Raw genomic sequence first — 21,805 nt, 5'->3', positions numbered from 1 at the left:
ACGGTCACTTTCTAGGGGACTGCCGATATGGACAGGCCGCTGCACACGGTGAGGACACCTCAACAACTGGCACCGCTGATGCGTGCGTTCAGGCGCCAGGCGGGCCTGAGCCAGGCGCAGTTGGCGGCACAGCTCGGCATAAGCCGCCAGGCAGTAGGCGCATTGGAGCGCGACCCGGCATCGGCAAGCTTCGAACGGCTGATGCGGGTCTGGGCAGTGCTGGGTCTGGAAGTCAGATTGCAGCAGCGAAGCCCCCCGGAGACAACGTCAACGTTGGAGTGGTGAGCCATGGGTACGCTGCGGGTCTGGATGAATGGTGTCGAGGTCGCGCTCTGGGATGATGTCCGGAGCGGCTCTTCCCGGCTTTCGTACGTCGACTCGTGGATCAGCTCCGCCCAGTCCCGGCCGTTGTCACTCTCACTGCCCCTGCTCCCGGAGGGTGAGAGCCATCGGGGCGATGTCGTCAACAACTACTTCGACAACCTTCTTCCCGACAACGCCGTCATCCGCAACCGGATCCGCGACAGGTTCTCCACGCGCAGCAGCGACACATTCGATCTTCTCGAAGCCATTGGCCGGGATTGCGTCGGCGCAGTGCAACTGCTGCCGCTTTCGCATACACCGGGGGACATCCAGCAGATTACGTGCGAAGCGTTGGACGAATCAGGCGTCGCTGCGATCCTGCGTCAGGTGACGGCAGGGAATCTACCTGGCGCACCCACCAGTGATGATGCGTTCCGCATATCCATCGCCGGTGCGCAGGAGAAGACGGGACTTCTGCTGCATGCTGGCCAGTGGTGCATTCCTACCGGCAGTACCCCATCCACCCATATCTTCAAGCTGCCGCTTGGCATTGTGGGCAACATGCGGGCGGACATGCACCAATCCGTCGAGAACGAATGGCTGTGCATGCAACTGCTTTCCGCCTTTGGAATCCCCGTTGCGAATACGCAGATGGGACGCTTCAAGGACGAACGCGCGCTTATTGTGGAGCGATTCGACCGCCGCCTTTCTGCGGATCGCCGGTGGTGGCTGCGGCTGCCGCAGGAAGACATGTGCCAGGTCTTCGGTCTGCCCGCTGCCAGGAAGTATGAATCCGATGGCGGCCCAGGCATCGTGACCATCATGGATCTGCTTCGACAATCCGAGCATTTCGAGGATCGGGCGACCTTCTTCAAGACGCAGATTCTTTTCTGGATGTTGGCTGCAACCGATGGACATGCCAAGAACTTCAGTGTTTACCTCGAAGCCGGTGGACGCTTCCGCCTGACACCCGTCTACGACGTATTGTCGGTGCATCCCATCCTGGGTAGGGGGCCAAACCAGCTCGACCCGCGGAATGCACAGCTCGCCATGTCCGTCCAGGGCAAGAATCGCCACCGGAAGCTGCACCTTGTGCGACGACGCCATTGGAACGAAACCGCACGCGCCTGTGGTGTCGCTGATGGTGCGGAGCCGTGGATCGAAGCGCTGATCGCAGCCGTCGAACCCGCCATCGAGCAGGTCACGCGTCAGCTCCCAAGTGATTTCCCCGTAAACGTGTCCGAACCCATTTTCAACGGGCTGCGCGCTGCGGCGGCACGCCTTTCCAGCATGTCGCCGGACGCCTGATCACCCCAGCCGCCACAGCAGCAGGCGGTTGTTGGCCGGCATCGCCACATCACCCAGGCGGGTGAAGCCGTTGTCCGCCGCCAGCGCCTGCACCGCTTCCCCATCGCGGATGCCGCTGCGTGGATCACGCGCCTTCAGCCAGGCATCGAACTGCGCGTTGCTGTCGCTGGTGTAGCGGCCGCCGTAGTTGAACGGGCCGTATACCGCCAGCAGCGCACCATGCCGCAGCACCGACGGCAACGCGGCGAACAGCGCCTGCACATGCTCCCAACCCATGATGTGCAACGTGTTGGCGCTGAATGCGGCATCGAACGTGCTGCCCTCGGGCAACGACAGGCCCGGCGCCGGGGGGAGTTCCACCTGCAGTGCCACCGGCGGCAGCAGATTCAGCAACGCCGCCTCCGCACGCCAGGCCTCGATGCCGGGCAGATGGTCCGGATGATCGCTGGGCTGCCAGCGCAGCCAGGGCCAGCGCTCGGCGAAGAACGCCGCGTGCTGGCCGGTGCCACTGCCGATCTCCAGCAGCCGATGGCGGTCGCCCATCCACGGGTCGAGTGCGGTGGCGATGGGTTCGCGGTTGCGCTCGCAGGCTTCTGAATACGGCTTGCTCGACATCAGGGACGGTGTCCAGGCGGGGTCGGCCCCATTGTGCACGAGGGGGTGTTGCTCGGCAGGGCTTGCAGCCCTGCACCTGCTTCAGGCCAGGACAACGTCAACGTCAGAAGCGGGCATTCCGTGGGATGGCGGGGCGGTGTGGGTGGTCAGGACACGCCGTAAACCCATCCATGAAGTGACCCCCGGGAGTTGGACGCTAGATCCAACCCCGAGGGATACATGAACAAATACGACGCGCGTTTCAAACTGCAGGTCGCCAAAGAGGCCTGCAAGACCTCCACATCGGTCAAAGCCATTGCCCGTCGCCACGGCCTGGAGTTCTCCACGGTCAGGCGCTGGGTGGCGACCTATCGGCTGCATGGTTGGCGGGGATTTCATCGCCAGGCCCGGTCCTATGACCTCCCGTTCAAGCTGGCTGTCCTGGAGAAGATGAGCCAGGACGGCCTGTCCGGGCGCGAGGCCACCACCTACTTTCAAATTGGCGATGCCGGCGCGGTGGGGCGATGGCGGCGCCTGTATGCTCAAGGCGGTGCCCAAGCGTTGGCACCCCCTCCGCCGCCGCCCCGAAAGCCGATGAAGAAGACCCGTTCGTCCAAGCCGCCTGAAGATATGAGCCGCGATGAGCTGCTCAAGGAAGTCGCCTATCTGCGTGCGGAGACCGACTACCTAAAAAAACTCGATGCCTTGATCCGGGAAGAGCAGGCGGCGCAGGACGCAAAGCGCAAGCCGTCCAAGGATTGAGGCAGGTTCATACGCTGTCGCTTCTGCTCGAAGCAGCTGAGCTGTCACGCAGTACGTTCTATTACCAGAACCATGTCCTGGCCCATCCGGATCAGGATGAGGCAGCCCTGTGCGAGCGCATCCGTGCAATCTACGATCAAAGCCAAGGGCGCTATGGCTATCGCACGGTGACGCTGGAATTAGCCAATCAGGGCCATCGGACCAATCACAAGCGGGTTCAGCGCCTGATGGGGGAGATGGGGCTGAAATCGCGGGTGCGTGTGAAGCGCTACCAGGCCTTCAAGGGGGCGGCCAATGTTGTGGTTGGCAATGACCTCAATCGCCAGTTCCATGCAGAGCGGCCCAACCAGAAGTGGGTGACTGACGTGACCGAGTTCAAGGTGCAGGGTATGAAGCTGTACCTGTCGCCGATCATGGACCTCTACAACGGCGAAATCGTGGCTTATCAGATCAAGCGTCGGCCCGTATTTGATCTGGTGGGTCAAATGCTGGAGGAGGCCATCAAGAAGCTTTCCCCGGATGAGCGCCCCATGATCCACTCCGACCAGGGCTGGCAGTACCAGCATGAAAACTACCGGCACATGCTGGAAAAGCACTCGTTGAAGCAAAGCATGTCCCGGCGCGGCAACTGCCTGGACAATGCGGCGATGGAGAGCTTCTTTGGAACGCTGAAGTCGGAGTTCTTCTACCTGAACAGCTTTGACAGCCTCGAGAGTCTGGAGGCTGGGCTGGTGGAATACATCCAGTACTACAACGAAGAACGCATCAAACTGAAACTGAAAGGTCTGAGCCCGGTAAAGTACCGGGAGCAGGCCCAATCGGCCGCCTGACCCCGTCCAAGTCTCGGGGGTCACTTCACCATGGGGGCTCGATGGCGCCATCCATGGCGCCAACGGTCCTGCCCACCCACACCGCCCCGCCTCTGACAGATTTCGTGTGCTGTTGGTAGGTGTCGACCGTTGGTCGACACAACTGTCAGATATCAATTTTTAAGACGTGATCCGACCGCGTGCCGACCAACGGTCGGCACCCACCAACAGCAGCAGGTTCCAACAGCTCGCAGGAAACCGTCGAAGGCGGGGTGGGTCCGGTTGCGGGGGCGTGAGCGCCATGGATGGCGCGACCGAGCCTCCATGGACGGATTTACGGCGTCCCCCGCAACCGGACCCACCCCGCCAACCCACGGATGGCCAGCTTTCGACGTTGACCTTGACGTTGCCTTGGCTTGTAGCCTCTGCGGGTGCAGGGCTGCAAGCCCTGCCGAAACCCACCCAACCATGACTGCAGTCACTTGCCCGGACGCGCCGCGCTGGCGAAAGTCGAGGAGTTGACGTGATCGGTCCGGCCCGTTGCCAACCGCACGCAAGCGAGAGAGAAACGCTGTGCAACGACGTGAGTTCCTGGCTTTTTCCGGTCTGGGCCTGGCGGGCCTGCTGCTGCCGCATTCCCGTGCCATCGCCGCCGAGCAGCTGCTCGCCCCGGTCGATACCGCCCAGCGCAGACGCCTGGCGGACGTTGCGCTCGCCGCCGCACGCACAGCCAAGGCCAGCTACTGCGACGTGCGCATCGGCCGCTATCTCAACCAGTCGGTCATCACGCGCGAGCACCAGGTCGGCAATGTGACCAACCGCGAATCGTCCGGTATCGGCGTGCGGGTGATCGTCAACGGCGCCTGGGGCTTTGCCGCTACCCACCAGCAGACCGAGGCTGCCGTGCGCGCGGCGGTCGAGCAGGCCGCAGCGATCGCCCGCGCCAACGCCGGCATCCAGACCCGGCCGGTGCAGCTGGCACCGACGCCGTCGGTGGGCGAGGTGCGCTGGCAGACCCCGGTGCGCAGGAACGCGATGGCGGTGCCGATCCAGGACAAGGTCGAGCTGTTGCTGGCGCTCAACGCCGCCGCGCTGAATGCGGGCGCCGACTACATCAATTCCACCCTGTTCCTGGTCAATGAACAGAAGTACTTCGCCTCCAGCGACGGCTCGTTCATCGACCAGGACATCCATCGCATCTGGCTGCCGTTCACTGCCACCGCCATCGACAAGGCCAGCGGCAGGTTCCGCACTCGTGCCGGCCTGTCCTCGCCGATGGGCATGGGCTACGAGTTCCTCGATGGCGATGCGCGCGGCAAGGTGCAGCTGCCCGGTGGCATCACCGCCTACCGCGATTCCTACGACCCGGTCGAGGACGCCATCGCCGCCGCCCGCCACGCGCGCGAGAAACTGAAGGCGCCGTCGGTGAAGCCGGGCAAGTACGACCTGGTGCTGGACCCGTCCAACCTGTTCCTGACCATCCACGAGAACGTTGGCCACCCGTTGGAGCTGGACCGCGTGCTCGGCTACGAAGCCAACTACGCCGGCACCAGCTTCGCCACGCTGGACAAGCGCGATGCCGGTTTCCGCTGGGGCAGCGACATCGTCACCTTCTTCGCCGACAAGACCCAACCGGGCAGCCTCGGTGCGGTCGGCTACGACGACGAAGGCGTCAAGACCCAGCGCTGGGACCTGGTGCGCGACGGCATCCTGGTCGATTACCAGGCCACCCGCGATGAGGCCCACATCCTCGGCCGCGATGCATCGCATGGCTGCAGCTATGCCGATTCCTGGTCCAGTGTGCAGTTCCAGCGCATGGCCAATGTCTCGCTGGCGCCGGGCAAAAAGCCGCTCAGCGTCGAAGACATGATCAAGGACGTGGAGAACGGCATCTACATCCACGGCCGCGGGTCGTATTCGATCGATCAGCAGCGCTACAACGCGCAGTTCGGTGGTCAGCTGTATTACCAGATCAAGGACGGAAAGATCGCCGGCATGGTCGAGGATGCGGCCTACCAGATCCGTACGCCGGAGTTCTGGAACGCGTGCACCGCGATCTGCGATGAGCGTGACTTCCGCCTGGGTGGTTCGTTCTTCGACGGCAAGGGCCAGCCCGGCCAGGTCTCGGCGGTCTCGCACGGTTCGTCCACCACCCGCTTCAACGGCATCAACATCATCAACACCGCGCGCAGTCTCGGCGCTTGAGCCACCCATCCTTCGACATGGAGAGCAGCCTTGCAAAGACGTGACTTCCTGGCCCTGACCGGGCTTACCGCGGGCGGGCTGATCGTGCCCTCCTTCTTCGGCAAGGCGATTGCCGCTGAACAACTGCAGAGCACGCTGGACCTGGGGCTGAAGAAGCGCCTGGCCGATGCGGCGCTGGCCGCTGCCCGCCAGGCTGGTGCCACCTACTGCGACGTGCGCATCGGCCGCTACCTGCGGCAGTTCGTGATCACCCGCGAGGACAAGGTGCAGAACGTGGTGAACACCGAGTCCACCGGCGTGGGCATCCGCGTGATCGTCAACGGTGCGTGGGGCTTCGCCGCCACCAATGCGCTGGGTACGGCCGATGTAGCCAAGGCCGCGCAGCAGGCCGCAGCAATCGCCAAGGCCAATGCCGGCGTGCAGACCGCACCGGTACAGCTGGCCAAGGCGCCGGGCGTGGGTGAGGTGAGCTGGCGCACGCCTATCCGCAAGAATGCGATGGAAGTGCCGATCAAGGACAAGGTCGGCCTGCTGCTGGACGTCAACGCTGCGGCGATGGGCGCCGGTGCCAGCTTCGTCAACTCGATGCTGTTCCTGGTGAACGAGCAGAAGTACTTCGCCTCCACCGATGGCTCTTACATCGACCAGGACGTGCACCGCATCTGGGCCCCGATGACGATCACCGCCATCGACAAGGCCAGTGGCAAGTTCCGTACCCGCGAAGGCCTGTCCTCGCCGATGGGCCTGGGCTACGAGTATCTGGACGGTGCGGCTGCCGGCAAGGTGATCAGCCCGAATGGCGTGGTCAACTACAGCTCTTCCTACAACATGAAGGAAGACGCGATCGCCGCCGCCAAGCAGGCGCAGGAGAAGCTGAAGGCTCCGTCGGTGAAGCCAGGCAAGTACGACCTGGTGCTCGATCCGTCGCACACCTGGCTGACCATCCACGAGTCGATCGGCCACCCGCTGGAGCTGGACCGCGTGCTCGGCTACGAAGCCAACTACGCCGGCACCAGCTTCGCCACCCTGGACAAGCGCGAACAGCATTTCCAGTACGGCAGCGAGCTGGTCAACATCTTCGCCGACAAGACCCAGCCGGGCAGCCTCGGGGCGGTGGCGTACGACGATGAAGGCGTGAAGTGCAAGCGCTGGGACCTGATCAGCAACGGCAAGCTGGTGGACTACCAGACCATCCGCGACCAGGCCCACATCCTCGGCAAGACCGAGTCCGACGGCTGCTGCTACGCCGATTCGTGGTCCAGCGTGCAGTTCCAGCGCATGGCCAACGTATCGATGGCACCGGGCAAGAAGCCGCTGAGCGTGCCGGACCTGATCAAGGACGTGGAGAACGGCATCTACATCATCGGTGACGGTTCGTTCTCGATCGACCAGCAGCGCTACAACGCGCAGTTCGGCGGCCAGCTGTTCTACGAGATCAAGAACGGCCAGATCACCCGCATGCTGGAAGACGTGGCCTACCAGATCCGCACACCGGAGTTCTGGAACGCCTGCACCGCCGTCGCCGACGAGAGTGACTACCGCCTGGGCGGTTCGTTCTTCGACGGCAAGGGCCAGCCGGGCCAGGTCTCGGCGGTCTCGCACGGTTCGTCGACCGCGCGCTTCAACGGCATCAACGTCATCAACACCGCACGCAGCCTCGGCTGATCGGTCAGGAGCCCTTACACCATGAGTATCTTCACCGAAGCCCAGGCCAAGGCCATCCTCGACAAGGTCATCGCCCTGTCCAAGGCCGACGAATGCACCGCCGTGCTGGCCGGCGCGATCAGCGGCAACATCCGTTTCGCGCTGAACAATGTCTCCACCAGCGGCATCGTCGACAACACCGAACTGGCGGTCACCGTCGCCTTCGGCAAGCGCGTCGGCACGGCCTCGATCAATGAGTTCGACGATGCCGCGCTGGAACGCGTGGTACGCCGCGCCGAAGACCTGGCGCGCCTGGCGCCGGAGAACCCGGAGTTCATGCCGGCCATCGGCAAGCAGAGCTACCGCGCCAGCCCGACCTTCAGCGAATCCACTGCAGCGATCGATCCGGCCTTCCGCGCCAAGGTCGCCGCCGATTCGATCGCCCCGTGCCGTGGCCACGGCCTGATCGCCGCCGGCTTCCTCGAAGACGGCCAGGGCTTCCAGGCCACCGCCAACAGCAACGGCAACTTCGCCTACCAGCGCACCACCAACTTCGACTACACCTGCACCGTGCGTACCGAAGACGGCCGCGGTTCAGGCTGGGTCGGCCGCAACCTGAAGGATGCCGCCGACTTCAAGGCCGACCAGGACATCCGCATCGCCATGCGCAAGGCCACCGAATCGGCCGAAGCCAAGGCGCTGGAGCCGGGCAAGTACACGGTGATCCTGGAACCGGCCGCGGCCGCGGGCCTGATCAGCTTCATGATGAACTTCTTCAGCGCACGCTCGGCCGATGAAGGCCGCAGCTTCCTGTCGAAGAAGGGCGGTGGCAACAAACTGGGCGAGCAGGTCTACGACCCGCGCGTGACCATGATTGCCGATCCGTGGCATCCGGACGCACCGGTGCTGCCGTGGGACGGCGAAGGCATGCCACGCGAGCGCATGGCCATCATCGAGAACGGCAAGATCGCCAACCTGGACTACTCGCGCTTCTGGGCGCAGAAGCAGGGCAAGACCGCCAAGGCAACGCCGGGCAACCTGCTGATGAGTGGTGGCGACAAGAGCACCGCCGAGCTGGTGCGCGGCACCCAGAAGGGCATCCTGGTCACCCGTACCTGGTACATCCGCATGGTCGATCCGCAGACCGTGCTGCTGACCGGCCTCACCCGCGACGGCACCTTCTACATCGAGAACGGCCAGATCAAGCACCCGGTGAAGAACTTCCGCTTCAACGAATCGCCGGTGATCATGCTCAACAACATCGAAGAGCTGGGCAAGCCGGTGCGCGTGGCCGGTGATGAATCCAGCTACGTGATGATGATCCCGCCGATGAAGCTGCGCGATTTCACCTTCACCTCGCTGTCCGACGCGGTCTGATGGATCGCCGGGCCTGCCTGCGCTGGTTGGCCGCTGCCGCTTCGGCGGCGGCGCTGCCAGCCTGGGCGCAGTCAGGCCCGCGCAGTTCGCGCTACGACTTCTGGTTCACCCGCCTGCAGTACGACTCCGGCGATTGGGACGTGGACGCGCGCATGCCGTCCAACCTGATCACATCGCTGATCGACTACACCTCATTGCGGGTGGATCCGCAGGAGCATGTTGTCGCACTGGCCGACCCACGCATGCTGGGAGCGCCGTTCTGCTACCTGGCCGGACACACCTTGGTGGAGTTCAACGCCGCCGAGCGGCAGAACTTTGTGCGCTACGTGCGCAATGGCGGCTTCGTCTTCGTCGACGACTGCAACCACGATATCGACGGCCTGTTCGCCACCTCGTTCGAGGCGCAGATGGGTCGCCTGTTCGGTCCAAAGGCACTGCAGAAGCTGCCCAACAGCCATCCGCTGTACCGCAGTTTCTTCCGCTTCCCCGATGGCCCGCCCGCCACCAGCTTCGAACTCAACGGCTGGGGCGACGACCTGGTGCACGACTACCTGAAGGGCATCGAGGTCGATGGCCGCCTGGGCCTGCTCTACAGCAACAAGGACTACGGCTGCGAGTGGGACTACGACTGGCGCAACAAGCGTTTCCTGGCCGAAGACAACACCCGCTTCGGCGTCAACATCGTGATGTACGCGTTGAACAATTGATAGGACCTGCACGCCCATGACCTCCCCCGACCTCGATTCCCTGCTGCCGCGCCTGCACGATCTGCGCGCCGCGCTTGCACGCGCAGTGGTGGGCCAGCACACCGTGGTCGAGCAGCTGCTGATCGGCCTGCTGGCCGGCGGCCACTGCCTGCTGGAAGGCGCGCCCGGGCTCGGCAAGACCCTGCTGGTGCGCTCGTTGGGCCAGGCACTGGAGCTGCAGTTCCGGCGCGTGCAGTTCACCCCGGACCTGATGCCCAGCGACATCCTCGGCACCGAGCTGCTGGAGGAAGACCACGGCACCGGCCATCGCCACTTCCGCTTCCAGCAGGGCCCGATCTTCACCCACCTGCTGCTGGCCGACGAACTCAACCGCACCCCACCCAAGACCCAGGCCGCGCTGCTGGAAGCGATGCAGGAGCGCACGGTCAGTTACGCCGGCACCACCTACGCATTGCCCGCGCCGTTCTTCGTGCTGGCGACGCAGAACCCGATCGAGCAGGCCGGTACCTACCCGCTGCCGGAGGCACAGCTCGACCGCTTCCTGCTGCACGTGCTGGTGGATTACCCCAGCGAAGACGAGGAACGGCAGATCCTGGAACAGACCACCGGCGGTGCCACCGACGCGGTGCCGAAGGTGATGGATGCCGAAGCGGTGATCGCGCTGCAGGCCGCAGTACGCCAGGTGCATGTCAGCCCTGATGTGCTGGCCTGGATCACCCGCCTGGTGCGCGCCAGCCGTCCCGGCGAAGGCGCACCGGCGGCGATCAACCAGTGGGTGAAATGGGGTGCCGGCCCGCGCGCCGGGCAGTCGCTGGTGCTGGCGGCGAAGGCACGCGCATTGCTGCAGGGCCGCTTCGCCGCCACCCGCGAGGATGTTCAGGCACTGGCCGCACCGGTGATGCGCCATCGCCTGCTGCTGTCGTTCGCCGCCGAGGCCGAGCAGAAGCGTGCCGACGACGTAGTCGCCGCCCTGCTGCAGGCCGTGCCGTTCCCGGGTTGAGCCACGCGTGAACGCAGGTGCCCCGCTGACGTTGCCACCGGAACTGCGTGCGCGCCTGCGCACGTTGCGGTTGCGGCCGCGCCTGGCCAGCGGCGCAAGCGGCATCGGCCAGCACGCCAGCCGCAGCCGCGGTGCCGGTCTCGAATTCGCCCAGTACCGTGCCTACGAGCCGGGCGACGAACTGCGCCAGATCGACTGGAAGCTGTACGCCCGCTCGGATCGTTTCTTCGTGCGCGAATCCGAACGCGAAAGCCCGATCACGGTCTGGCTGCTGCTCGATGCCACCGCCTCGGCCGGCCAGGCCGATCGCGCGGCACCACAGCGCACGCGCCTGGACCACATGTGCGGCGTGGCCGCGTGCGTGGTGGAGCTGGCCCTGCAGCAGGGCGACCGTTTCGGCCTGCTGGCGATCAATGGCGATGGCCTGCAGCTGGTGCCCGCAGCGAACGGCGCACGCCAGCGTGACCGCGTGCATCTGCAACTGCATGCCCTGCAGGCACGCGGCGGCTGGCCGTCGGCGGATCGACTACGCCCGCTGTGGGAACGCGTACGCCCCGGCGACATGCTGCTGGCCATTGGCGATGGCTTTGATGAAGCCGGCATCGCGCTGCTGGAACAACTGGCCAGCGCGCGCCGCGAAGTGGCCCTGCTGCAGATCCTGACTGCCGACGAACGCGACTTCCCGTTCGACGCCGGCCATCGCTTCCGCGATCCGGAGACCGGCGAGGAACTGCTGGGCGATGGCGCGGCGATCCGCACCGACTACCTGCAGCGCTTTGCTGACGCACGCAGCGCATTGCAGTCGCGCCTGCAGGCCAGCGGCATCGCCAGTGCCACCGGCTGGCTCGACCAGCCGCTGGACCAGGCACTGCAGGCGCTGTTTGGCCGTGGGGGCGGTGCATGACCCTGCTGTTCCCATTGGGTCTGGCCGCGCTCGCCGCATGGCTGCTGCCGCTGCTGATCCACCTCGCCCGCCGCCATCCGTACACACCGCTGGATTTCGCCGCGCTGCGCTGGCTGCGCGCACAGATCCGGCCACGCCAGCGCATCCGCTTCGATGACTGGCCATTGCTGCTGGTGCGCCTGCTGTTGCTGGCCGCGCTGGCTTTGCTGCTGGCACGGCCTGCGTTGACCGGGCCTGCACCAGCCCCCACTGCGTGGACGGTCGTTGCTCCAGGGCTGGACGCGACCGCTCTGCGCGGCACCGCCGAAGCAGGCAACTGGCATTGGCTGGCGCCGGGCTTCCCGGCCATTGATCAAGTGCCACCTGCGTCCACGGCCTCCCTGCCCAGCCTGCTGCGCGAACTGGACGCGCAGCTGCCCGTTGGCACCGCATTGACCGTGCACGTTCCCGATCCCCTGCCCGGCCTTGATGGCGCCCGCCTGCAGCTGTCGCGCGAGGTGCAGTGGCGCCCGCAGCCGATGCCGGTCACTGCGCAACCGCGTGCCGCAACGTCGCCGCGCCTGCGCGTGCACAGCGATGCTGCGGCCGCTGCCCAGCACTGGTTGAATGCACTGCAGCGCGCGTGGGGCGTGCAGGCGCCGCTCGCTCCTCTGGTGGCGGATGCCCTGCCCGAACGCGGCGAGATCGGCGTATGGAGCCGCAACGACGCACTGCCGGCGAACTGGCAGGCCTGGCTGCGCGACGGCGGCAGTGTGCTGATCGCCACCAAGCCCGCCACGGAAGCCCAGGTCCTGCTGCGCAGCGCCGAAGGCGTGCCGCTGTTGTGGCAGCAACGTGTCGGCCTTGGCCGCCTGCTGTCACTACCGGGTGATTGGGATGCCGCCAGCAACACCGCGCTGCGCGATCCACAGCTGCCGCGTTCCCTGCTGCTGGCCCTGCAGCCGCCGCCGTCGCCACGCGTGGGCGATGCACAGGACCAGGCGCCGCGCCAGATTGCACTGCCCGCCGCAGCATCGCCGGTGCGTGAGCCCACGGCGTGGCTTCTGCTGGCAATCGTGCTGCTGTTCGCACTGGAACGCTGGATGGCCAGCAGCGCGCGGCGCAGGGCGATCGCATGAAGACGCTGCAGCATGCCTGGCAACGTGCGCGTCGTCGCCGCGCCGCCATCACCCTGCTGCTGGGCCTGCCGTGGGCGCTGGCTGCGACGGCGCTCGCACTGCGGCTGTCCGGTTTCGATATCGCCTGCGTGGTCGCCACGGTCAGCCTGCTCGCCTGCGCGGCCTTCGCCACTGCACGTGCCCGCCAGCTGGACCGCCAGTGGCTGCAGCGCCAACTCGATAGCAGTGGTGCCAGCGAGGACAGTGCCGATCTGCTGTTCTCCGATACGCTCACCCTCAATCCGCTGCAGCAGCGCCAGCGCGCACATGTGCTGGCCACGCTGGAACGCGCGATGCCGGAACTGCGTCCGCGCTGGCCGCGTGGGGCATTGGCACTGTGCTGGATCGCAGGCCTGGCCATCGTTGCGCTGGCACTCGGCTGGCCGCGTTCGAATCCCGGTTCCGCGCCTGCTCGCACGTCGGCGCCAGGCAGTACGGCTGCCGCGGGCCCACTGCACCTGCAGTCCACCCGCCTGCGCATCGACGCACCGGCTTATACCGGCCAGTCCACGCTCACCCAGAACGCACTGGATGCCAAGGTCGCCGCCGACAGCCGGCTGTCGTGGTCCCTGCGCTTCGACCGCGCACCGGACAAGGCATGGCTGCAGTTCCACGATGGTCGCCGGTTGCCACTGAGCGAGCACGATGGACAGTGGCAGGCGCAGGATGTGGCACGCACGCCGGTGCTGTACCGCGTGGTGAGCGAACCGGCACTGGCAGAGACCCGCCTGTATCGGCTGGATGTAGTGGCCGACCGCGCGCCCAGCGTGCGCGTGCTGGAGCCCGCCGCCAGCCTGGTGCTGGGCACGCCCGGGCAACGGCAATGGGCGCTGCGCTTCGAGGCCAGCGACGATTACGGTGTCGCGGCGCAGGCAACACTGTCGATCACCACCACCCAGGGCAGCGGTGAGAACATCACCTTCGCGAAGCGCAGCGTCACGCTTGCCGGCAGCGGCGAAGCCACCGCGCGGCGTTTCGCCCATACCCTTGATCTTGCTGCGCTGGGCGCACAGCCCGGCAACGATGTCATCGCCCAGCTGGAAGTGCGCGACAACCATGCGCCCACGCCGCAGACCGGACGCAGCAGCAGCGTGATCCTGCGCCTGCCCAGCGCCGAAGTCGCACTCGGTGCAGAGCTGGAAGGCCGCATCAAGAAGACCCTGCCGGCCTACTTCCGCAGCCAGCGACAGATCATCATTGATGCCGAAGCGCTGATCCGGCAGCGCCGCACTCTCGCCGCCGAGGACTTCGTGAAGCGCAGCGATGCGATCGGCGTCGACCAGCGCATCCTGCGCCTGCGCTACGGCCAGTTCCTGGGTGAGGAAAGCGAAGGTGCGCCGAAGCCACCGCCGACCAGCGACCTGCCCACCAGCGATACGCCCGCCGCAGACGACCACGATCACGACGACGATCACGATCACGACCATGGCGCCGAGGCCGGAGCGCACGATGAGCATGGCCACGATCACGGCGGCAACGCGTCCAATGCCGATACGCCACCGGTGTTCGGCAGCGCCACCGACGTGCTCTCGGAATACGGACACACCCATGACCACGCCGAGGCGGCCACCCTGCTCGATCCGCAGACCCGCGCCACGTTGAAGGCCGCGCTGGACCAGATGTGGTCGGCCGAAGGCGAGCTGCGTCAGGGCCGTCCGGAGCAGGCATTGCCCTTCGCCTACAAGGCATTGGGCTTCATCAAGCAGGTGCAGCAGGCCGAGCGCATCTATCTGGCCCGTGTCGGACCGGAGCTGCCACCGATCGATGAAGGCCGCCGCCTCGGCGGTGACCGTGCCGGGCTGGCCAGTCGTGAACTGCCGCTGGCCGCCCGCACCCCGCCCGATCCGGCCATCGTCGAAGCCTGGCAGCGTCTCGGCGACGACACCGGCGCGCCGGATCTGGACGCGCTCGCGACCTGGCAGCAGCGCAACGCGGCCTACCTGCCCGATGCACTCGATCTGGCTGCGGCCATCGAGCAGCTGCGCATCGAGCCCGGTTGCCAAGACTGTCGCCAGCGCCTGCGCGCACAGTTGTGGCGGGCGCTGCAGCGTCCGCTGCCGCAGGCGATGCGGCGCAGTGCCGCCGATGCGATGGGCCAGCGCTACCTCGACGCGCTGGAGGCGCAGCCATGAACGCCTCCGCTGTGAACCTGTGGATTGCGCTGGCACTCGCCCTGATCGTGGTCATCGCCAGCGTGCGCCAGCTGCGTGGAAACACCGCGCACCCTGGCCGCCGGTGGATCGTGATCGCACTGCAGATCATCGTCGCCGCGCTGCTGTATTTCTGCCTGGTGCCGCCCACCCGCCAGCAACCCGCAGGCGGGCTGGTGGTGCTCGGAACCGATGCCGGCAAGGCCGGCGCGCTCCCGGCCAGCGAAGGCCCGCTGTTGCTTTTGCCCGAAGCTGCCGACATTCCCGGCGCACAGCGCGTTCCTGACCTGGCCACCGCGCTGCGCCAGCATCCGGCGTCCACACTGACACTGGTCGGTGCGGGCCTCGCCGCACGCGATCGCGACGCGGTGTTGCCGCCGGATGTACGTTGGCAGGCCGCACCGGAGCCGCGCGGCTGGATCGCGCTGCAGCCACCGGCCGATGTCGCTCCCGGTGCTCGTTTTGACGTCCAGGCACAGGCGCGTGGCGCGGCCAAAGCGAAAGCAGAGCTGCTTGACCCCGCCGACAGCGTGGTTGATCGCATGGACGTTGCCGAGGACGGGCGCGTGAAGCTCAGCGGCATCGCCCGCGCCGAAGGCCGCAGCGTGTTCCAGCTGCGCCTGCTCGATGCCGACGGCCATGTGGTGGACAGCGTACCGGTGCCGCAGCAGACCCTGCCGGCCGCACCGCTGCGCCTGCTGGTGCGCGCCAGTGCGCCGGGTCCAGAGCTGAAGTACCTGCGGCGTTGGGCGGCCGATGCCGGCATCCGCGTGCAGGTGCAGGCCGATACCGGGGCGGGTGTCAGCGTGGGAGATGGCGCGGTCGCGCTGGATGCGGCGTCACTCGCGCGCAGCGATCTGCTGTTGCTGGACGAGCGCAGCCTGGCCGCATTGAGTGCCGGCCAGCTGGCTGCCGTGCGGCAGGCGTTGCGCGAGGGACTGGGCGTGCTGGTACGCAGTGCGGGCGCACCTTCGGCCAGCGCGCGCCAGCGCCTCCGCGATCTGGGCCTGCCGGTGCAGGGCGATGGCAGCAGCCACGCCCTCGAACTTCCCGGCGACGGCGACAGCGCGGTCCTCGCCGCACGGCGTGGCCCGCTCGCCGCGGGTACGCTGCCGACCGGCTACGGCGAAGAGGCTGACCGCAGCTCGCACAATGCTCCCCTGCCTGCGCTGGAAGCACTCGCGCTGCAGGCACCGGGCAGCACCGCCCTGCTGCAGGATGGCACGGGCAAGGCTGTCGGTGGCTGGCGCGCTGCCGGCAAGGGCCGCATCGGCCTGCTGCCGCTGACCGACAGCTGGCGCTGGGTACTGGCCGGGCGCGACGACCGCCACGGCGAACTGTGGAGCGGCGTGGTGGCCACGCTGGCACGCGCGCAGGGCAGCGCTGATGCGCTGTGGTCACCGCAACCGATCAGCTGGGCAGGCGAACGACAAGCGCTGTGCGGTGTGCAGGCGCCGCTGCAGGTCTTCAACAAGCGTGGCGACGATGTACCCCTGATCGTCGATGGCGCGACGTCGGCGCTGCGCTGCGTCGGCTGGTGGCCCCGTGAGGCAGGCTGGCAGCGCCTGCAGCATGGCGGCAGCGTTGTCTGGCGCTATGTGTTCGATCCGAACGATGCGCCGACGCTGCATCGGCAGGCGATGATCGATGCGACCACGCGTGCACTGGCTGCCAGCACCCCGGCGGGCGCGTCAGTGATGCAATCCGTGGCAGGCCCACGCTGGCCGTGGTGGCTGGCGTTCGTGTTGTGCGCATCGCTGCTGTGGTGGCTGGAACGGCGACGCTGAGCCCATCGATTGGATCACGGACAGCATCCACGCATGGCGTGGATCTACTGGCCGGTTGCCCTGGTAGATGCCAACCTTGGTTGGCGCCTTTCCGCGGGGTCAACGCGAACCGGCGCGCCGGTACACGCCGTTGAAGCGCACGTTCATGCCACCGCATTCGCTGTTGTCGGCCACGATCAGCACCTCCCCCAGCGAATGCACGCGCACCTTGCAGGTGTCCTCTACAAACTCGACATCGGCACCACGCGGCGCCGCGCGCGCTTCCACCTGGCCCATGTTCGGCCCGTAGGGACGCTGCTCCGGCGTGGGGTTGGCGGAGGGCCAGTAGGCGTCACCCTCCACATGCAGCTGCCCGCCCTGCACGGTGATGCGCAGGCCGTTGTCGCCGTCCTTCCAGTGGCCCGCCCAATCCTGCAGCGACGGCACGCCCACCGGCAACGCCTGCAGCTTGCTGCGGTCCACCCAGCCAGCACTGCCACCCACCTTGTTCGGGAAGAACGCGCAGCGGTAGCGGCCAAGATCACGCCCGGTCACCACGGTATCGCCATTGACCACATAGCTGCGCTGTCGGCAGGCCGGTTCGCCCTTCGCCGGGCAGCCGTCCATGTCGCCAAGCAGGTACAGACGGGGCGCATCGACCACCCGCGCCAGAGCGAACCGGCTCTGTTCAGAGGGAAACGCGCCATTGCGGCAGGCGCCATCATCGGCGATGCCATCGGCGAAGGCGGACGCCGGCAGCAATGCGGCCAGCAGGCAGATCGAACGCAGGAACATGGCAGCACTAGCGGTGGGGAGCCGGCAGGATATACCGGCCTACTTCACCGGCGGTGCATCGCCGGCATCCTGCTCCTGGGAGAACCGCAGCGCACGCTGCTGCTGTTCGGCACTGAGCTCCGGCGGTGGCCGCGCCACGGCGGCCTGGATCTGCGCCGGTCCGCCGGTGAGTTTGTTGATCCCCTTGGCCGCCGCCATCACACCCTTGACCACGCCCATCATGATGTAGCCACCGCCCATGCTGACCTGCTCCGGCGACGGCGGTTCGCTCCAGTCGCGACTGAAGCGGTTGTCGCCGAACTTCACCGGGTTCTTGAAACGGTACAGATCCAGCGGCTCGTCTTCGGGCTTGAGCGCACGCACTTCGCCAAGGGTGGTGACGTTGTCCTGCGGCAGGGTGGTGGAGATCGGCGCGGTGGTTGCCGCCGGCGCATCTGCAGGAGGTTCGGGCGCTGGGTCGGGCACCGCTACCGGCGTGGCCTGCTGCGCCTGCGCGATACCGGCCAGCAGCATGCTGGCCAGGACGGCTCCCTGCGTTCCACGTCGTGCCACAGCCATCCACCCTGTTGGTTGCGTCCAGCACCCAAGGATACGGATGCCGGCTTCAGATTTCGTTGCTGCACTGGCAGCTGTTCAGCCAGGGGAGATGCGGCGACGCCACGGGACGCGAGCACTGAACGGTTCATGCCCTTGGTGTGCGGTGTCTCACATCCTGAGACGTGAGTGTGGTGCCATGTGACCCCTCGCAATCCGTCCCGGCTCCACTTTCCATGGCTTACGAACTCGCCAAGCGCACCGCCGATGCCGAGCAGAAGCTCGCCACCCGCGATGGCCTGCCCGCCCGCGACGGCGCGCTGCTCAGCGCGCGCCTGCAGCGCCGCTACCAGGACCGCATCACCGGCAGCTTTGCCATTCCCGGCCGCGAAGGCCGCTATGCGCCCATTCCCGATTCGGTTCCGCCGGCCCTGGCTGCCGCCCTGAAGGCGCGTGGCATCGAACAGCTCTACAGCCACCAGGCCGAGGCCTGGAACGCCAGCCAGCGCGGCGAGCACGTGGCCATCGTCACCCCCACCGCCAGCGGCAAGTCGCTGTGCTACACCCTGCCGGTGGTCAGCGCGGCGATGCAGGACAAGGCCAAGGCGCTGTACCTGTTCCCGACCAAGGCACTGGCCCAGGACCAGGTGGCCGAGCTGCTGGAACTCAACCGCGCCGGCGACCTCGGGGTGAAGGCCTTCACCTTCGATGGCGACACTCCCGGCGATGCGCGCCAGGCCATCCGCCTGCACGGCGACATCGTGGTGTCCAACCCGGACATGCTGCACCAGGCGATCCTGCCGCATCACACCAAGTGGGCGCAGTTCTTCGAGAACCTGCGCTACATCGTCATCGACGAGGTGCACACCTATCGCGGCGTATTCGGCAGTCACGTCACCAACGTGCTGCGCCGGCTCAAGCGCATCTGCGCGTTCTACGGCGTGCAACCGCAGTTCATCCTGTGCTCGGCCACCATCGGCAACCCGCAGGCCCATGCCGAGGCGCTGATCGAGGCACCGGTCACCGCCATCACCGAATCCGGCGCGCCCAGCGGGCCCAAGCAGGTGCTGCTGTGGAACCCGCCGGTGATCAATCCGGACCTGGGCCTGCGCGCCTCGGCACGCTCGCAGAGCAACCGCATCGCACGCATTGCGATCAAGTCCGGGCTGAAGACCCTGGTGTTCGCGCAGACCCGCTTGATGGTCGAGGTGCTGACCAAGTACCTGAAGGACATCTTCGACCACGACCCGCGCAAGCCGCCGCGCATCCGCGCCTACCGTGGCGGCTACCTGCCCACCGAGCGCCGCGAGACCGAGCGTGCGATGCGTGCCGGCAACATCGACGGCATCGTCAGCACCTCGGCACTGGAGCTGGGCGTGGATATCGGCAGCCTGGACGTGGTCATCCTCAATGGCTACCCTGGCAGCGTGGCCGCCACCTGGCAGCGCTTCGGCCGTGCCGGCCGCCGTCAGCAGCCGGCGCTTGGGGTGATGGTGGCCAGTTCGCAGCCGCTGGACCAGTACGTGGTGCGGCATCCGGACTTCTTCGCCGAGGCCTCGCCCGAGCACGCGCGCATCGCGCCGGACCAGCCGCTGATCCTGTTCGACCACATCCGCTGCGCAGCTTTCGAGCTGCCGTTCCGGGTCGGCGATGGCTTCGGCCCGATCGACCCGGAAGTGTTCCTGGAAGCGCTGGCTGAAACCGAGGTGATCCACCGCGAGGGCGAACGCTGGGAATGGATCGCCGACAGTTACCCGGCCAACGCGGTCAGCCTGCGTGCGGTGGCCGATGGCAACTTCGTGGTGGTCGATCGCAGCGATGGCCGCCAGCAGATCATCGCCGAGGTCGACTATTCCGCTGCCGCACTCACCCTGTATGAAGGTGCCATCCACATGGTGCAGTCCACGCCCTACCAGGTGGAGACGCTCGACTGGGACGGCCGCAAGGCCTATGTCACCCGCACGCATGTGGATTACTACACCGACAGCATCGACTTCACCAAGCTCAAGGTGCTGGACCGCTTCGACGGCGGCGTGGCCGGCCGGGGTGATTCGCATCATGGCGAGGTGCACGTGGTGCGCCGCGTGGCCGGCTACAAGAAGATCCGCTACTACACCCACGAGAACATCGGCTACGGCCCGGTGAACCTGCCCGACCAGGAACTGCACACCACTGCGGTGTGGTGGCAGCTACCGCAGGCACTGCTGCTGCGCGCGTTCGCCAGCAAGCAGGATGCGCTGGATGGCTTCCTCGGCGCCGCGTATGCGCTGCACATCGTCGCCACCGTAGCGGTGATGGCCGATGCGCGTGACCTGCAGAAGTCGGTGGGCAACGGCGATGGTTCCTGGTTCGCGATTGCCGACCAGAGCGGCCGTGGCCAGCTGCGCGGCAGCGAGGGCGATCCCGGTGTGGTGGAACTGCTGCAGGAGTTCGTGCCCACCGTGTATCTGTACGACAACTTCCCCGGCGGCGTCGGCCTCAGCGAACCGCTGTGGCAGCGCCAGGCCGAGCTGGTGCAGCGCGCGCGCGAACTGGTGCAGCGCTGCGACTGCAAGGCCGGCTGCCCGGCCTGTGTCGGCCCGGTGCTGGCCGCGCAGGAAGAGGATGACACCTCGCCGCGCGCGCTGGCGCTGCGTGTGCTGGACCTGTTCGATGCCGAGGCCTGCCAGCACGTGCCCGACGTGGTGGTGACCACCCGCGACCCGATGGAGCTGCTGGCCCCGTGAGCCTGAGCCTGGACAAGCTGCGCCTGCTGCGGAAGCAGGCCGGTGACCCGAAGGCAGTCACGCCGGCTGCGCCCGAGCCGCCGCCCGCAGCACCTGCGGCACCGGTTGCCGCCAACGATGCGCGGCAACCACCGGCCGAGCGTTCGGTGTTCGCCTGGGTCGAACAGGAAATCCGCCACAAGCCGACCGGTGCAGCGGCCTCCACACCGGCACCCGCACCGCTGCGTCGGCCGGAAGTGGGCAGCCTGCATCGCCTGCTCGGCCTGCGTTCGCGGGGTGGAGCCGCGCCGGCACGCGCCAGCGCGCAGGATCGCCAGCTGCCCGGTGAGGAGATCGCACCGGGCCTGTTCCTGATCGAATCGCTGCAGCCGCAGCCCATTCCGGCGCAGCCGCTGTCACTGGATTTCGCCCGCCGCGAAGGCGAACACGTATCCCCGCTCGACCTGCTGTTCTTCGATACCGAGACCACCGGCCTGGCCGGCGGCACCGGCACCCGCGCCTTCATGATCGGGGCCGCCGACTGGCATGTGTGCCCGCAACGCGGCGAAGGCCTGCGCATCCGCCAATTGTTGATGGCGACGATGGCCGCCGAGGATGCGATGCTGGCCACCTTCGCCCGCTGGCTGCAGCCGTCCACCGTGTTCTGCAGCTACAACGGCCGCAGCTACGATGCGCCGCTGCTGAAGGCGCGCTACCGGTTGGCCCGCCAGCGTTGCCCGATCAGCGCGCTGGATCACGTCGACCTGCTCTATCCGACCCGTCGCCGCTATCGCGGCACGTGGGAGAACTGCAAGCTGTCCACCATCGAGCGCCAGCTGCTGCGCGTGGTGCGCGAGGACGACCTGCCCGGTTCTGAAGCGCCGGGCGCATGGCTGCGCTTCCTGCGCGGCGGCGACGCGGTGAACCTGCGCCGGGTGGCCGACCACAACCACCAGGACGTGGTGACCTTGGCCCTGCTGCTGCAGCGGCTGGTACGGGAAGAACAACGTGAGCGCGAAACCCTGGCGCTGGTCGGGCAGTAGGCGTTGACGCAGCCTGACGGTGGCAGCGGTGACACTGCCGCC

At 66.9% G+C, this 21,805-nt stretch carries 17 protein-coding genes; 14 read left to right on the top strand and 3 right to left on the bottom strand.

The features are described 5' to 3' along the window. Positions 1-27: 27 nt before the first annotated feature. Positions 28-285 carry a helix-turn-helix domain-containing protein gene (locus ACSYS9_RS00465; protein WP_004134030.1) on the top strand — a complete coding sequence of 86 codons (258 nt, stop codon included), beginning with the start codon at positions 28-30 and terminating at the stop codon, positions 283-285. A gap of 3 nt (positions 286-288) precedes the next feature. After that, the gene (locus ACSYS9_RS00460; protein WP_071228824.1) at positions 289-1,611 is read left to right on the top strand and encodes a type II toxin-antitoxin system HipA family toxin; all 1,323 of its coding nucleotides are present in this window, start codon (positions 289-291) and stop codon (positions 1,609-1,611) included. On the opposite strand, the gene ACSYS9_RS00455 is transcribed toward ACSYS9_RS00460, so the two are convergent. Then, complete coding sequence (locus ACSYS9_RS00455; protein ID WP_071228825.1) at positions 1,612-2,226, bottom strand: DUF938 domain-containing protein; 615 nt, start codon at positions 2,224-2,226, stop codon at positions 1,612-1,614. 219 nt (positions 2,227-2,445) lie between these two features. On the opposite strand from ACSYS9_RS00455, the gene ACSYS9_RS00450 reads away from it, so the two are divergent. The 10 genes from ACSYS9_RS00450 to ACSYS9_RS00405 all read left to right on the top strand — a co-directional run bounded on the left by ACSYS9_RS00450 (position 2,446) and on the right by ACSYS9_RS00405 (position 16,707). After that, positions 2,446-3,797, top strand: a protein-coding gene (locus ACSYS9_RS00450; RefSeq protein ID WP_132809301.1) for an IS3-like element ISStma2 family transposase whose coding sequence is annotated in 2 segments (ribosomal slippage) — positions 2,446-2,893 and positions 2,893-3,797 — 1,353 coding nt in all. Because the reading frame shifts where the segments join, the coding sequence is not laid out codon by codon here. 552 nt (positions 3,798-4,349) lie between these two features. After that, entirely contained in the window at positions 4,350-5,981 is a 1,632-nt protein-coding gene (locus ACSYS9_RS00445; protein WP_071228619.1) for a TldD/PmbA family protein, read from the top strand. A gap of 30 nt (positions 5,982-6,011) precedes the next feature. Next, complete coding sequence (locus ACSYS9_RS00440) at positions 6,012-7,646, top strand: TldD/PmbA family protein (RefSeq protein ID WP_071228620.1); 1,635 nt, start codon at positions 6,012-6,014, stop codon at positions 7,644-7,646. Positions 7,647-7,667: 21 nt separating this feature from the next. Further along, the gene (locus tag ACSYS9_RS00435; protein ID WP_019336350.1) at positions 7,668-9,002 is read left to right on the top strand and encodes a TldD/PmbA family protein; all 1,335 of its coding nucleotides are present in this window, start codon (positions 7,668-7,670) and stop codon (positions 9,000-9,002) included. Next, a complete protein-coding gene (locus ACSYS9_RS00430) occupies positions 9,002-9,709 on the top strand; it encodes a DUF4159 domain-containing protein (protein ID WP_071228621.1) in 708 nt (235 codons plus the stop codon). Before ACSYS9_RS00435 ends, ACSYS9_RS00430 begins: the two co-directional genes overlap by 1 nt. Positions 9,710-9,725: 16 nt before the next feature. Next, positions 9,726-10,709 (top strand): AAA family ATPase, encoded by a 984-nt coding sequence (locus tag ACSYS9_RS00425; RefSeq protein ID WP_071228622.1) that lies wholly within the window; start codon positions 9,726-9,728, stop codon positions 10,707-10,709. A gap of 7 nt (positions 10,710-10,716) precedes the next feature. Further along, entirely contained in the window at positions 10,717-11,613 is an 897-nt protein-coding gene (locus ACSYS9_RS00420) for a DUF58 domain-containing protein (protein WP_071228623.1), read from the top strand. Continuing rightward, positions 11,610-12,731, top strand: coding sequence for a BatA domain-containing protein (locus tag ACSYS9_RS00415; protein WP_071228624.1), 1,122 nt, complete (start codon positions 11,610-11,612; stop codon positions 12,729-12,731). Before ACSYS9_RS00420 ends, ACSYS9_RS00415 begins: the two co-directional genes overlap by 4 nt. Further along, positions 12,728-14,902, top strand: coding sequence for a hypothetical protein (locus ACSYS9_RS00410; protein WP_071228625.1), 2,175 nt, complete (start codon positions 12,728-12,730; stop codon positions 14,900-14,902). The genes ACSYS9_RS00415 and ACSYS9_RS00410 overlap by 4 nt, the downstream gene beginning before the upstream one ends. Continuing rightward, positions 14,899-16,707, top strand: coding sequence for a hypothetical protein (locus ACSYS9_RS00405; RefSeq protein WP_071228626.1), 1,809 nt, complete (start codon positions 14,899-14,901; stop codon positions 16,705-16,707). Before ACSYS9_RS00410 ends, ACSYS9_RS00405 begins: the two co-directional genes overlap by 4 nt. Before the next feature lie 99 nt (positions 16,708-16,806). Here ACSYS9_RS00405 and ACSYS9_RS00400 read toward each other — a convergent pair whose 3' ends face one another. Beyond that, positions 16,807-17,481, bottom strand: coding sequence for a hypothetical protein (locus ACSYS9_RS00400; protein WP_071228627.1), 675 nt, complete (start codon positions 17,479-17,481; stop codon positions 16,807-16,809). 39 nt (positions 17,482-17,520) lie between these two features. Beyond that, the gene (locus tag ACSYS9_RS00395; RefSeq protein WP_012509660.1) at positions 17,521-18,039 is read right to left on the bottom strand and encodes a hypothetical protein; all 519 of its coding nucleotides are present in this window, start codon (positions 18,037-18,039) and stop codon (positions 17,521-17,523) included. 212 nt (positions 18,040-18,251) lie between these two features. Between ACSYS9_RS00395 and ACSYS9_RS00390 the strand changes: the two genes are divergently transcribed. Both ACSYS9_RS00390 and ACSYS9_RS00385 read left to right on the top strand, forming a co-directional pair. Further along, complete coding sequence (locus ACSYS9_RS00390; protein ID WP_049461564.1) at positions 18,252-20,741, top strand: DEAD/DEAH box helicase; 2,490 nt, start codon at positions 18,252-18,254, stop codon at positions 20,739-20,741. After that, positions 20,738-21,763: a ribonuclease H-like domain-containing protein gene (locus ACSYS9_RS00385; RefSeq protein WP_049422397.1), complete on the top strand. Its 1,026-nt coding sequence runs from the start codon at positions 20,738-20,740 to the stop codon at positions 21,761-21,763. Before ACSYS9_RS00390 ends, ACSYS9_RS00385 begins: the two co-directional genes overlap by 4 nt. Positions 21,764-21,805: the final 42 nt, after the last annotated feature.

This window comes from Stenotrophomonas sp. STK17_22 (assembly GCF_051983905.1).
GTDB classification, from domain to species: domain Bacteria; phylum Pseudomonadota; class Gammaproteobacteria; order Xanthomonadales; family Xanthomonadaceae; genus Stenotrophomonas; species Stenotrophomonas maltophilia_A.
Note: the sequence above shows the minus strand (reverse complement) of the source record. Positions and strands in the feature narration are given on the sequence as shown.

Bases quoted from the DNA above. Each gene is read 5' to 3' on its own strand.
- ACSYS9_RS00465 (WP_004134030.1), top strand. From the start codon at position 28: ATGGACAGGCCGCTGCACACGGTGAGGACACCTCAACAACTGGCACCG.
- ACSYS9_RS00460 (WP_071228824.1), top strand. From the start codon at position 289: ATGGGTACGCTGCGGGTCTGGATGAATGGTGTCGAGGTCGCGCTCTGG.
- ACSYS9_RS00455 (WP_071228825.1), bottom strand. From the start codon at position 2,226: ATGTCGAGCAAGCCGTATTCAGAAGCCTGCGAGCGCAACCGCGAACCC.
- ACSYS9_RS00435 (WP_019336350.1), top strand. From the start codon at position 7,668: ATGAGTATCTTCACCGAAGCCCAGGCCAAGGCCATCCTCGACAAGGTC.
- ACSYS9_RS00430 (WP_071228621.1), top strand. From the start codon at position 9,002: ATGGATCGCCGGGCCTGCCTGCGCTGGTTGGCCGCTGCCGCTTCGGCG.
- ACSYS9_RS00425 (WP_071228622.1), top strand. From the start codon at position 9,726: ATGACCTCCCCCGACCTCGATTCCCTGCTGCCGCGCCTGCACGATCTG.
- ACSYS9_RS00415 (WP_071228624.1), top strand. From the start codon at position 11,610: ATGACCCTGCTGTTCCCATTGGGTCTGGCCGCGCTCGCCGCATGGCTG.
- ACSYS9_RS00410 (WP_071228625.1), top strand. From the start codon at position 12,728: ATGAAGACGCTGCAGCATGCCTGGCAACGTGCGCGTCGTCGCCGCGCC.
- ACSYS9_RS00405 (WP_071228626.1), top strand. From the start codon at position 14,899: ATGAACGCCTCCGCTGTGAACCTGTGGATTGCGCTGGCACTCGCCCTG.
- ACSYS9_RS00400 (WP_071228627.1), bottom strand. From the start codon at position 17,481: ATGTTCCTGCGTTCGATCTGCCTGCTGGCCGCATTGCTGCCGGCGTCC.
- ACSYS9_RS00395 (WP_012509660.1), bottom strand. From the start codon at position 18,039: ATGGCTGTGGCACGACGTGGAACGCAGGGAGCCGTCCTGGCCAGCATG.
- ACSYS9_RS00390 (WP_049461564.1), top strand. From the start codon at position 18,252: ATGGCTTACGAACTCGCCAAGCGCACCGCCGATGCCGAGCAGAAGCTC.